This is a genomic window from Terriglobales bacterium (assembly GCA_035457425.1).
Lineage (GTDB): Bacteria > Acidobacteriota > Terriglobia > Terriglobales > Acidobacteriaceae > JACPNR01.
Genome location: DATIBR010000165.1, coordinates 1 through 11963 on the forward strand (window position 1 = coordinate 1; position 11963 = coordinate 11963).

Here is an 11963-nt window from a genome sequence, read left to right on the forward strand (position 1 = left end):
ACGGCCAGCATGCCGGCGATGGCGATGGCGCCGGCGAGGTCGAAGAGCCGCCAGCGCACGCCGAACAGCAGCGGCATCGGGTTGCGCCAGAGCGCGAGCGTCCCGAGCGCGAGCACGATGCGCAACTCGGTCGGGCCGAACCACGCGAACGACATGCGGAACTCGCCCAGCACGTAGGTGGCGAGCACGGCCTCGACCATCAGCATCAGGTAGGCGGCGAGCAAGCCGAGCGCGACCAGCGGCGCGACGTAGCCGGAGAGCGCGAGGCCGGCGAGAAGAAGGGCCACGCCAAGCGCGTCGAGGACGTGGTCGAGATAGAAGCCGTAGCGCGGGCGCTGCCGGTTGCGGAAGCGGGCGAGGGTGCCGTCGAGCGAGTCGCCCAGCCAGTTCAGGGCGAGGCAGGCGACCACGGCGAGCAGCCACCAGCGGCTGACGCGCGACATCCAGTAGGCCGCCCCGGCGGCGGCCATCGCGGCGACTCCGAGCGCGGAGAGGTGGTCGCTGGAGGTCCAGCGCGGAGTGCGCGCGGCCATCCAGATGAGCGCGCGCTTCTCGTGCGCCGCGGTCAGGCTGTGGTTCAGCCGGATGGCGTCGCGAAAGCCGGTGAGGGAAAGGGATGCGTTTGCCATGACGGCAATATGGCGCCGCCGGCCAGCGGAGGGCAATCGCCGGCGCGTCATCTGGAGGTAATCCGGGCCTCATCCGGGGATGGCAGTGAATGGAATCAGCGCCTTAGCCCAGGGCGGAAGAGCGGCGCTTCAGCGCCGCGTCAGATCCTGAAGGAAGCGGCTTCAGCCGCGGGCCGGGGCTAAAGGCCCGCTCTTCCACCCGGGCGTTCGTGACGGCGGAAACGAAGGCGCGACAGATCAGAAGCCGCCCTTGGCTTCGGCGCCGACGACGTAGTAGCGGTCGGTGCGGGGGAGCTTGGCCAGCCAGCCGAGTCCGAAGAAGACGGCGGTGCTGACGAGGAAGGTCGCGAGGCGGAGGCGGTCGAGCGGGGCGCCGGCCATGCCCATGCGGGAGCCCAGCCGCCACATCGCCCAGGCGATGACCTGGGTCGGGACGACGGTCCAGATGGCGACGTAGAACCAGGCGCGCTCGGAGCCTTCGTGCAGCGTCGAGCGCCTGGCGCGCGGCGTGACGCCGGCCGCGGTCGCCAACACCACGCCCAGCGCCAGCACCCAGTAGAGCCAGTTGTAGAAATCCTTGAGCAGCCACTTGCCGGTGACGTTGGCGATGACCAGGCCGAGCAGGTTGAGCGTGTAGGGGACGAGCAGCGCGATCCAGGCGGCGGTGTAGCAGACGACGCGATACCAGAGGTTCGGCTGGTCCACGCCCCAGTGCGTGATGTAGGGGCGGGTCTCGCAGCCGGGCAGGCGGCCGGCGAAGCCGCGCCAGGCACAGACGGCGGCGACGACGGCCAGCCAGGTCCAGTGGCGCCAGTCGGGGCCGTGCGCGTAGAGGTCGCCGGTCAGGTTCCCAGGCAGGATCCAGAACACCCAGATCCAGATGGGGACGTGCAGCACGCGGTAGTAGTGCTTGTTGCGCTCGCGTTCGACGACTTTCTTCATGGACTCAATTCACCATGGAGGCACGGAGAACACGGAGGAATACGAAAAATATATCTGATTTTCTCCGTGTGCTCCGTGTCTCCGTGGTTCACAGGTTCTTCACGATCCGCTCAAGCTCGCGGGCGATGTGTTCGGGGTCGGAGCCGGGCGGGAAGCGCACCGGCTTGCCGACGCGCACCTTGATGGTCCCGGGCCGGGCGAAGCGCTGCTTGCGGACCTTGAGCGGGAAGAGGTCGTCGATGCGCATGGGCACGATGGGCAGGCCGAGCCGGTTGGCGAGCAGCCCGATGCCGGAGCGGAAGGGCGACATCTCGCCGGTGGTGGTGCGCACGCCTTCGGGGAAGACGAGCACGCTGTGGCCGCGGTCGGCGGACTCGCCGGCGTACGCGAACGCCTCGCGGAAGCCGGTGGTCTTGGGCAGCGGGAAGACGTTGAAGAGGGCGATGGTGAGGTAGTAGCTCAGCTTCTTCAGCGGGCGGCGCCACGCGGGCACCGAGCCAGGCGGATGGCGCATGAGCCAGAGCTGCTCGCCTTCCATCGCGGTGGCGAGCCGGGTCCGCATGCGAGCGGGGAGCGCGTACATCACGAAGCCGACGTCGAGATAGGCGACGTGGTTGGAGATGACGAGCGCGGGCCCGCGCAGCGCGCGCAGGTTCTCGCGCCCGATGACCCTCGGCTTGTTCATCAGGATGGTCGCGGGGAAGGTGAGCAGGTAATAGACGAGCGGCCGGAGCCAGGTGACGGGCCAGCGCTGCGTCCAGCGGGGATACTCGTATTCGGAGCGCTGGGCGGGCTGCTCGCGCAGCATCTGCTCGAGCTGGGCGACGGTGGTGGCGCCGGCGAACTGCGTCTCGTTGAGGTCGAGCTGGTAGCGGTCTTCGAGGGCGGACATCAGCTCGACGCGGTCGAGCGAGGTGAGGTTCAGGTCGGCGTCGAGGGAAGCGGCGGGCGGAAGGGCGGCGACCGGGCGGCCGGTGATGTGGGCGATGAGCTCGGCGAGCGCGCCCTGCGGGACGGCCGTGGCCTTGCCGCCGAGGGCCGCGTGCGCGCGCTCGGCGATGAGGTTGGTGCGCGGCTTGTGCGTGGAGGTGCGCGGGAAGTCGGGCTCGGGCCAGGCATACCAGAGGCGCATGTGCTGGTACTCGGCGAGCTCGGTGTTGGCGCGCTTGACGACCTCGGCGGCGAGCGTGTCGCCAGCGCCTACCTGCTGATTGAGCAACACGACGGCGCACGGCTCGGCGTTGCCGGCGCGCTCCATGCCGACGACGACGCAGTCGCGCACCTCGGGCTGGCGGCGGAGCGCCGCTTCCAGGTCCTCGGGATAGACGTTCATGCCGGCGGGCGTGACGATGACGTTCTTCTTGCGGCCCTTGAAGAAGAGATTGCCGTCGGCGTCGAGCGCGCCCATGTCACCGGTGCGGAACCAGCCCTGGTCGGCGGCGACGGGAGCGAGCCGGTTGCCCTGCCAGTAGCCGGAGGCGAGGTTTTCGCCGCGGACGAGGATCTCGCCATCCTCGGCGAGCTTGAGCTCGCGGCCCGGCAGGACCTTGCCGATCGCCCCCTTGGCGAGCTTGAACGGGTGCGCCACGCTGATGAGGGACGTGGTCTCGGTGAGGCCGTAGCCCTGCACGACGGCGTAGCCGAGGCGCCGCCAGAACTCTTCGGTGTCGGCGTCGAGCGCGGCGCCGCCCGAGATGAACGCCCAGAACTTCCAGCCGAAGCGCCGGTGGACGCGGCGGAAGGTCCACCAGCGCCGCAGGAACTTCTGGTCGCCGGCGCGCACCCAGGCGCGGCGGAACCAGGCCGCCGCGCCCGCGGCCTCGAAGTCGCGCTCGAGCTTGTCCTTGAGCGACTGCAGCATGCGCGGCACGGCGACGATGACCGAGATGCGCTCGCGCTTGACCGTGTGCAGCACTTCGGTGGGATTGAGCGTGTCCTGGAAGAAGACGGTGCCGCCGAGGACCTGCGGCAGGAAGACGCCGAGGAACTGTCCGAAGACGTGCGAGAGGGGGAGCAGGTTGAGGAAGCGGATGGGATGGAAGATGCGCTCCCACTTCCGGTACTTCGCGATCTCGCGCTCGAGCGGCTCGAGGTTGGCGAGCACGTTGCCGTGCGAGATGACCACGCCCTTGGGCTCGGCGGTGGTGCCGGAGGTGAAGACGATCTGGAGGGTGTCGGCGCGCGTGAGCGGAGGCGATGGATAGGGCGCGGCGGATCCGGCGGCGACCGCCTCGACCAGTTCCTCGAGGATGAGGTGCGCGGGCGAGTCACCGGCGCCTACCCAGGGCAAGTCGCGCGAGCGGACGACGAGCTTCGCATCCACCTGTTCGGCGACGCGGCGGGCGAAGCCGGGCGACGCGACGCGGTCCATGGGAACGACGGCGGCGCCGCGCAGCACGCAGCCGACGAACGCGGCCACCCACTCCGCGCAGTTGTCGCCCCAGAGCAGCACGCGGTCGCCCTTTCCGACGCCGCGCGTCTCCAGCAGGCGCGCGAACCGGCGGGCCGTCTCGGCGACCTGCCGGTACGACCAGCGCTCCCAGCGATAGCCGCGGCGGTGCACGTAGGCGAGATCGCCGCCGTGCCGGCCGAGCTCCTGGAAGTACTGCGCTAGGGAGTCGCGGGACATGCGAAGGACAAGGTAAATGATGCGGGCGGCTTTGGCGTGCTCCTTCGCGCGCGCCGCGGCGGAAGCTCGGTCGGGCCAGCACGCACTGCGGGGCGGGCATCTTAAACACGGGCATGGCAACGACGGCGCGCAAGCCCAAGGTCCGGCGCATCGACTCGAGCGAGAAGTTCAAGCGGCTCTCGCACCAGGACCTGCTTGCGCATTACATCAGTGCCCGAAAGGCGCGCGTGATCACGGCCATCGCCATCGTCCTCTTTCTCGCGTGGCTGCTGGTGTTCCTGCTGCAGCCGGCCCCGAACTACCGGCTGAGCGACGGCCGCGGCATCGCCATCGGCGCGCCGGAGTTCGAGCGCATGCTGGAGGCCCTGGCCGACGGGCACTTCGACCGCAACAGCTCGGTCGAAGTCCTGAGCAACGGGGAGAACTACTACCCGGCGGAGCTGGAAGCCATCCGCAACGCCCGGCAGTCCGTCAACCTGGAGGCGTACATCTTCAAGAAAGGGAAGATCGCGCAGCAGTTCGTGGACGCGCTGGCGGAGCGGGCGCGCGCCGGCGTGAAAGTCAACGTGCTGATCGACGGCGTGGGCTCGTTCTCCACCTCCAAGGGCTACTTCCAGAAGCTGCTCGACGCCGGCGGCGAGGTGCAGTTCTATCACCCCATCCGGTGGAACACGTGGCTGCGGTACAACAACCGGACGCACCGGGAGCTGCTGGTCATCGACGGCGAAGTGGCATTCGCGGGCGGCGCCGGCATCGCCGACCACTGGCTGGAAGGCGAGAAGGACCACCCGCGCTGGCGCGACACCATGTTCCGCTTCCGCGGCGACGCGGTGAACAGCCTGCAAGGCACGTTCGTGGAGAACTGGGTGGAATCGTGCGGCGTCGTGCTCAACTCCGCGCGCTTCTTCCCGGGCGTCGAGCGGGAAGGCAAGGTGCCGGTGCTGGTGGTGAACTCCACGCCGTCGCAGAGCAACGCGACGCGCGCGCGCGTGCTGTACCAGGCGCTACTGGGGTCGGCGCAGCGGCGCATCTACATCACCACGCCGTATTTCCTGCCCGACAAGGCGCTCATGGAAGTGCTGATCACGGCCAAGCGCGACCGGCATCTCGACGTGAAGGTGCTGGTGCCCGGGAAGAAGAGCGACCACATGATGACGCGCTCTTCCAGCCGCGGGCTGTACGGCAAGCTGCTGGAGGCGGGCGTGGAGATCTACGAGTACCAGCCCAGCATGCTGCACGCCAAGGTCATGCTGGTGGACGACGACTGGGTGGTGGTGGGGTCCACCAATTTCGACAACCGCTCCTTCGGCATCAACGACGAGCTGAGCGTCACGGCACGCAGCGCGGAGCTGGCGGAGCGGCTGACGGCGGACTTTGCCCGCGACCTGGCGCAGAGCGAGCGCGTGACGCTGGAATCGTGGAAGCATCGGCCGTTCTGGCAGCGGGGCTTCGAGTGGGCCGGCTGGCTGATCTCGCGCCACGAATGAGGCCGTGCTGAAAGACGAGCGAACCGCCGTGCGCCTGCGCGTCGCCACCTACAACGTCCACAAGTGCAAGGGGCTCGACCAGCGGACGCGGCCGGAGCGCATCGCGCGCGTGCTGCGCGAGCTGAAGGCCGACGTCATCGCGCTGCAGGAGGTGCTGAGCTTCCCGCGCAGCGATCCGCCGGAAGATCAGGCTGCGTACCTGGCGCAGGCGCTCGAGCCCGAATACCACTACCGGCTGGGGGAGAACCGCAAGCACCGGGGCGCGGCGTACGGCAACGTGGTGCTCTCGCGCTTTCCCATCGTGCACATGCACAACTACGACATCACGCGCAGCGGGCGGGAGCGGCGCGGCTGCATGCGGGTGGACCTGGACCTCGGCGGCCGGCTGCTGCACGTCTTCAACGTGCACCTGGGCACCGGGTTCTTCGAGCGCCGCTACCAGGGCGACGTGCTGGTCGGGCGCGAGATCCTCATCAACCCGGAGCTGCGCGCGCCGCGCATCGTGCTGGGGGACTTCAACGAGTGGACGCGCGGGCTGGCCACGCGCCTGCTGCGGCAGCACTTCGCCGAAGTCGACGTGAAGAACGGGCAGCCGCGCCGCCGGACGTTCCCCGGCGTGCTGCCGCTGCTGCACCTGGACCACATCTACTACGAGCGCGGGCTGCGCCTGCTGGATTTCCGGATCCACCGCTCGCGGCTGGCGCTGGTGGCCAGCGACCATGTCCCGCTGGTGGCGGAGTTCGACCTGGGCCCGGCGGCGAGTTGAAGGGCTGATGCAACCATCCTGAGTACCCGCTGTTCCAATAGGCGATGGCCGAGCTTTCGTTGCGTCGTCGCGCGCCGCGCATCCTGGTGGTCGACGACAATCCCGACAACATCTTCCTCACGCGCGAACTGCTCGGCTCGCGGGGCTACGAGGTCACGACCGCGACCAGCGCCGAGGCCGGCCAGGCCGCCATCCGCGGCCAGCATCCCGACCTCATCCTGCTCGACGTCGTGATGCCGGGGAAGAGCGGCTACGAGCTCTGCCACGAGCTGAAGAGCGACCCCGCGACGCGGCTCATCCCCATCGTCATGATCACCGGGCTGACGGACCGCGAAGACCGCATCCGCGGCATCGAGGCGGGCGCCGACGAGTTCCTGAACAAGCCCATCTTCCCGGAAGAGCTGTTCGCGCGCGTGCGCTCGCTGCTCAGGCTCAAGGAGTTCACCGACGAACTGGAGAGCGTGGAGACGGTGCTGTTCACGCTCGCACTCGGCGTGGAGGCGCGCGACCCCTACACCGAGGGCCACTGCGACCGGCTGTCGCATTCCGCGCAGGACCTCGGCAAGCACCTGCGCCTCGACGAAGACTCGATCACGGCGCTGCGGCGGGGCGGCGTGCTGCATGACCTGGGGAAGATCTCCATCCCCGACCACATCCTGAAGAAGGGCGACCACCTCACGGCGGCGGAGTGGGAGGTGATGCGCAAGCACCCGGAGATCGGGGAGAACATCTGCAAGCCGCTGAAGGCGCTGCGGCTGGTGCTGCCCATCATCCGGCACCACCACGAGCACTGGGACGGCTCGGGGTATCCCGACCGGCTGCGCGGGCACGAGATCCCGCTGCTGGCGCGCGTGCTGCAAGTGGTCGACGTGTACGACGCGCTGCGCACCGCGCGGCCGTACAAGCCCGCCAAGCCGCACGAGGAGTGCGAGCGCATCATGCGCGAGGAGGCCGCGCAGGCCTTGTGGGACAAGGACGTGGTGCAGGAATTCTTCGAGATGCTGCGGCAGCGAGAGCGCGCGGCCTAATAAGAGTCGCAGAGGACGCAGGGGAGTCGGAGATGCTTGTCTCCGGTCGCTTTCCCTCCGGTCTTCCTCTGCCCCAGGCCGCGACGTTGGTTTTGCTTGCGGCGGGAGAAAGCCCACAGTACACTCCGGCTCTCCCCACTCCCAGGGAAACTGCCAAGCGCTAAGGCTGAGGTGCGCGTGTCTCCGGTCGATCGCCAGCTCGAGGATCTGGTCGCGGTCCACGGCTTCTACATCGGGCTGATCGAGACGGCGCTGGCGCACGCCATCCCGCTGCCGCAGGAGGCGGCCTCCGCCGCGGGCGACCGCGAGCACGTGGAGAAGTCCATCGAGGTGCTGCAGCGCTGGCTCGACCTGCTCGACATGGCCATCACGCCGCCGATGGTGCGCGACGCCCTCAAGGACCAGACGTCCAACGAGACCGCCGAGGCGCTGCTGCGCTACTACATCCAGAAGCATTCGCGGACGGAGAACGACCGCGACAAGGCTGATTTCGTCGCCACCTTCCTCTATCGCCGCATGGCCGGCGACAAGAAGCACGAAGACCTCTCCCAGCAGTTCGCGAAGCAGCTCGAGCAGACGCTGGAAGGGGTCGCGGTGGCCGACATCCCCAAGGAGCACGCGCAGCTGGTGAACGAGTTCGAGTTCGTGCGGCAGGAAGTGGAAGACATCCGGCACTTCGACAAGCTGATGGATTCCGGGATCTCGCAGCGCGTGCGGGAGATCAAGCAGTCGCTGCAGCAGAGCTTCTACCACCCGCGGTCGCTGGCGGTCATCGCGGCGTACAACGCGTACTTCGGCGCGCGCTTCGACGACCTGTTCCGGCAGGCGGCGCAGCACATCAAGACGTTCGCGGCGCGCGCGCAGCAGCAGGGCGCGTCGATCATGTCGAAGGTGGATGGCGACGTCACGGTGCAGCACCTCGACCAGGTGCACGAAGACGTGCTGAACGTGGAGTACGGGCGGGCGCAGGAGCAGTTCCGCAAGGTGTCGCAGTTCAAGAAGGTGGTGGACAAGAAGATGCCGGCGGCCGCGCCCGCCATCCACGGCGGCGGAGGAGCGGCGGCGGCGCCGGCGGTGGCCATCGTCAACGACGTGGAGGAAGGGAAGCTGCGCAGCATCGGGGAGTCCATCCGGAACTTCAGCCGCGCGGCCGACAGCAAGAGCGGCACCCTCATCGTCCCGCTGCCGCACGGCAACTGCACCCTGACGCCGGCGGAGGCGGAGGCCTTCCGCGCCGACTACCTGCAGGAGAAGAGCTTCCGCGCCGACTACGCCCGCTCGATGCAGCGCGCCGTCTCGCTCAACACGCGGATGATCGCGGAGATCCGCGAGTACCACGCGAAGCGCAACTCCGCCTACCTGTGGAAGCCGCACGCCGACGCGCTCGCGTACCTGCTGGCCTCGGCCAACAAGGAGACCGAGACCGCCGGCGCCCTCATCGGCCTGGCCCAGCAACGCGGGCTGAACGACAAGATCACCGCGATGAAGGCGACCGTGGACAAGCTGCGCACGCAGTGCCAGACGGTCGCCGCCGCGCTGCAAACGTAGAACGAACGTCGCAGAGGACGCCGGGGACGCAGAGGAACCGAGAGAATTCCTCAGCGGCCTTTGTGTCCTCCTGTCTTCCTTTCGTTGGGGCAACAACCGGGCAGCGGTGAGCCTCTAACCCAAGTTGCTGCTCCTCGGGCGGCATTCATCCTTTATTCTCACAGGTGCAGTCTTGATGGAGTCTCGTACGATCAGCGTCATCATCCCGGCGTACAACGAAGGCGAGCGCCTGCCGGCGTCGCTCGACCAGGTGCTGGCGCACATCGCCGAGGAGCGCTGGACCGCGGAAGTCATCGTGGTGAACGACGGTTCGCGCGACAACACGGCGGAGCTGGTGCGCAGCTACATCCGGCAGCACCCGACGGTGCGCCTGCTCGAGAACCCCGGCAACCGGGGCAAGGGCTACAGCGTGCGCAACGGCATGATGAACGCCCGCGGAGACGTGATGCTGTTCACCGACGCCGACCTCTCCTCGCCCATCTCGGAGGCGGGCAAGCTGTTCGCCGCGCTCGAGGCCGGCGCGGACATCGCCATCGGCTCGCGCTGGCTGCGTCCCGAGCTGCAGAAGCAGCGCCAGTCGCTGCTGCGGCAGGCCTTCGGGCGCATCTTCAACCTCTGCCTGCGCGTCATCCTGGGGCTGCGCTACGTGGACACGCAGTGCGGCTTCAAGGCGTTCAAGCGCGCGGCCGCGCAGCGCACCTTCCCGCTGCAGCGCATCGAGCGCTGGGGCTTCGATCCCGAGAGCCTCTACCTGGCGCGCAAGGCGAAGCTGAAGGTGGCGGAGATCCCGGTCGCGTGGGCGAATGACGACCGCTCCAAGGTGCACCCGTTCCGCGACGGCGTGCGGATGTTCACCGAGCTGCTGCGCGTACGCTGGTACGACCTGACCGGAAAGTACGCCGGCCCGAGCCCGCAAACCGTCGCATCTTCAACCTAGGGCCTGCGGTCTTCGGTCGTCGGCCGTGCCGGTTTCTGCCGACGACCGAGGGCCGAGGGCCGACGACCATTTACAATCTGCCGCCATGGCGAAGCCCGCAAAGTGGTGGGAGCGCATCCCGTTCCGCGCGGAAGCGCCCTGGCTGAACGTCCTGCTGCTGGCGATCCCGGCGGCCATCGTGCTGCACTTCACCGGCGGCTCGGCCTTCCTGATCTTCCTGTTCGCCGCCCTCGGCATCATCCCGCTGGCGGGCATCCTGGGGGACTCGACCGAAGCGCTGTCGGAGCGCGCCGGGCCGACGATCGGCGGCATCCTGAACGCGACCATGGGGAACGCCACCGAGCTCATCATCGCGTTCTTCGCGCTGCGCGCCGGGCACATCGAGGTCGTCAAAGCCTCGCTGACCGGCTCCATCATCGGGAACCTGCTGCTGGTGCTGGGCCTGGCCATCATCGCGGGCGGCTGGAACCGGCAGCGGCAGAGCTTCTCGCGCGTGGCGGCGGGCGCCAACACCACCATGCTGTTCCTGGCAGTCGCGGCGCTGGTCATGCCCGCGGTCTTCGACCTGGCGGTCTACGGCTCGCTGCGCCACCAGGACAGCCGCATCGAGCAGCTCAGCCTGTGGACCAGCGGGGTGCTCATCGTCATCTACGGCATCAGCTTCCTGTTCGCGCTCAAGACGCACAAGGCGCTGTTCACGCCGCACGAGGAAGCCGCGCCCGGCCACTCCGCCGGCCGCATGTCGCAGAGGCGCGCCTTCGGCTCCATGACGCTCGCGACCCTGCTCATCGCCTACCTGAGCGAGATGCTGGTGGGGGAGATCGACGCGGTCACGCAGACCCTGGGCTGGACCGAGCTGTTCGTGGGCGTCATCGTGGTGGCCATCGTGGGGAACGCCGCCGAGCACTCCACCGCCATCCTGATGGCGCGGCGCGACAAGATGGACCTGGCGTTCACCATCGCCGTGGGCTCGAGCACGCAGATCGCGCTCTTCGTCGCGCCGGTGCTGGTCTTCCTCTCTTACGCGATCGGCCGCCCGATGTCGCTGGTGTTCAACGCCTTCGAGATCGTGGCGGTCGCGCTCTCGGTGCTGGTGGTCGAGATGATCTCCTCCGACGGCGAGACCAACTGGTTCGAAGGCGCGCAGCTGCTGGCGCTCTACGCGATGCTGGGCGTGGCGTTCTTCTTCGTGCCGGGGTAGGAGATTGCAGGAAGCGAGTCTTCAGACTTCAGTCTTCAGACATCAGGAAATCAAAGGCCCCCGCAATCTCCTGAAGACTGACGTCTGAAGTCTGAAGACTATTCTGCGATCAGGAAGCGGCGGCGCGCTTCGCCACCGGCGTATTGATGGGCACGGTAACAATGCCGAGCCGGCGGTCGATGGCGAGGGTGAGGCGCTCGGCGCACTCGTCGCACAGCCAGTAGTGCTCCACGCGCTGCGGACCTTTGCGGTCGCCGACCAGCTGCGGACCGGAGGGCAGCGGCCCGTGGTCGTCCACCGGAACCAGGAACAGGCGTCCCTTGCGCAGGTAGTGGAAGTCGTTGTTACAGACGGCGTTCGCGCACTTCGTGACCATTGGAGACCGCTCCAGGCCAGAGGCTCATGCGGTGGAAGGGAAGGCCGCGCTTGCCGGCCCGAGGACACTGATCGCTACTCATACGATGCAGCAACCCTGCTCGCGGTGGCTGTGGAAAAACTATGCGCTCCGCCGCGGCTGCATCCGCTTCCTGCCGCTGCCGGAGGCCCGAGCGGCCCACCCTTCTCGAGGTGGCGCAAAGGACCAAGCAGGTCAGCCCGGGCATGCCGGTGAATGGTAGCTTGCGAAACCTGGACCTTCACTATACGCGCTTGATGGGAGCGCTACGACTTGTTCGCCTCGAAGCGGTAGCCGGCGCCGCGCATGGTCGTGAGAAGGCGCGGGTCTTCGGGGTCCTTCTCGATCTTCTCGCGCAGGCGGCGGACGTAGACGTCGACTGAGCGCGGGGTGACGAAGCTG

Annotated in this window: 10 protein-coding genes; 6 read left to right on the forward strand and 4 right to left on the reverse strand. The window is 68.2% G+C overall.

The window, feature by feature from the left end:
- From VLA96_12610 to VLA96_12620, 3 genes are all read right to left on the reverse strand, one after another.
- Positions 1–629, reverse strand: a 629-nt coding sequence (locus VLA96_12610; GenBank protein HSE50042.1) for a CDP-alcohol phosphatidyltransferase family protein, incomplete at its 3' end; no start/stop codon positions are given.
- Between the two features lie 237 nt (positions 630–866).
- A complete protein-coding gene (locus tag VLA96_12615) occupies positions 867–1571 on the reverse strand; it encodes a hypothetical protein (GenBank protein ID HSE50043.1) in 705 nt (234 codons plus the stop codon).
- Between the two features lie 88 nt (positions 1572–1659).
- Positions 1660–4200, reverse strand: coding sequence for an AMP-binding protein (locus tag VLA96_12620; protein HSE50044.1), 2541 nt, complete (start codon positions 4198–4200; stop codon positions 1660–1662).
- 113 nt (positions 4201–4313) lie between these two features.
- Between VLA96_12620 and VLA96_12625 the strand changes: the two genes are divergently transcribed.
- From VLA96_12625 to cax, 6 genes are all read left to right on the forward strand, one after another.
- Positions 4314–5687: a phospholipase D-like domain-containing protein gene (locus VLA96_12625; GenBank protein ID HSE50045.1), complete on the forward strand. Its 1374-nt coding sequence runs from the start codon at positions 4314–4316 to the stop codon at positions 5685–5687.
- A 4-nt stretch (positions 5688–5691) separates the two neighbouring features.
- Complete coding sequence (locus tag VLA96_12630; protein HSE50046.1) at positions 5692–6453, forward strand: endonuclease/exonuclease/phosphatase family protein; 762 nt, start codon at positions 5692–5694, stop codon at positions 6451–6453.
- Positions 6454–6497: 44 nt separating this feature from the next.
- Positions 6498–7481 carry an HD domain-containing phosphohydrolase gene (locus VLA96_12635; protein ID HSE50047.1) on the forward strand — a complete coding sequence of 328 codons (984 nt, stop codon included), beginning with the start codon at positions 6498–6500 and terminating at the stop codon, positions 7479–7481.
- A 177-nt stretch (positions 7482–7658) separates the two neighbouring features.
- Positions 7659–9029 carry a hypothetical protein gene (locus VLA96_12640; GenBank protein ID HSE50048.1) on the forward strand — a complete coding sequence of 457 codons (1371 nt, stop codon included), beginning with the start codon at positions 7659–7661 and terminating at the stop codon, positions 9027–9029.
- A gap of 175 nt (positions 9030–9204) precedes the next feature.
- Positions 9205–9966 carry a dolichyl-phosphate beta-glucosyltransferase gene (locus VLA96_12645; GenBank protein ID HSE50049.1) on the forward strand — a complete coding sequence of 254 codons (762 nt, stop codon included), beginning with the start codon at positions 9205–9207 and terminating at the stop codon, positions 9964–9966.
- A gap of 85 nt (positions 9967–10051) precedes the next feature.
- On the forward strand, positions 10052–11167 hold the full coding sequence (gene cax, locus VLA96_12650) for a calcium/proton exchanger (GenBank protein HSE50050.1): 1116 nt from the start codon (positions 10052–10054) through the stop codon (positions 11165–11167).
- A 109-nt stretch (positions 11168–11276) separates the two neighbouring features.
- Here cax and VLA96_12655 read toward each other — a convergent pair whose 3' ends face one another.
- Positions 11277–11543 carry a hypothetical protein gene (locus tag VLA96_12655; GenBank protein HSE50051.1) on the reverse strand — a complete coding sequence of 89 codons (267 nt, stop codon included), beginning with the start codon at positions 11541–11543 and terminating at the stop codon, positions 11277–11279.
- Positions 11544–11963 lie beyond the last annotated feature (420 nt).

What these genes read in the sequence shown, in the direction of transcription:
- VLA96_12625 (HSE50045.1), top strand. Translation starts at nt 4,314, where the DNA reads ATGGCAACGACGGCGCGCAAGCCCAAGGTCCGGCGCATCGACTCGAGC.
- VLA96_12620 (HSE50044.1), bottom strand. Translation starts at nt 4,200, where the DNA reads ATGTCCCGCGACTCCCTAGCGCAGTACTTCCAGGAGCTCGGCCGGCAC.
- VLA96_12635 (HSE50047.1), top strand. Translation starts at nt 6,498, where the DNA reads ATGGCCGAGCTTTCGTTGCGTCGTCGCGCGCCGCGCATCCTGGTGGTC.
- VLA96_12615 (HSE50043.1), bottom strand. Translation starts at nt 1,571, where the DNA reads ATGAAGAAAGTCGTCGAACGCGAGCGCAACAAGCACTACTACCGCGTG.
- VLA96_12645 (HSE50049.1), top strand. Translation starts at nt 9,205, where the DNA reads ATGGAGTCTCGTACGATCAGCGTCATCATCCCGGCGTACAACGAAGGC.
- VLA96_12655 (HSE50051.1), bottom strand. Translation starts at nt 11,543, where the DNA reads ATGGTCACGAAGTGCGCGAACGCCGTCTGTAACAACGACTTCCACTAC.
- cax (HSE50050.1), top strand. Translation starts at nt 10,052, where the DNA reads ATGGCGAAGCCCGCAAAGTGGTGGGAGCGCATCCCGTTCCGCGCGGAA.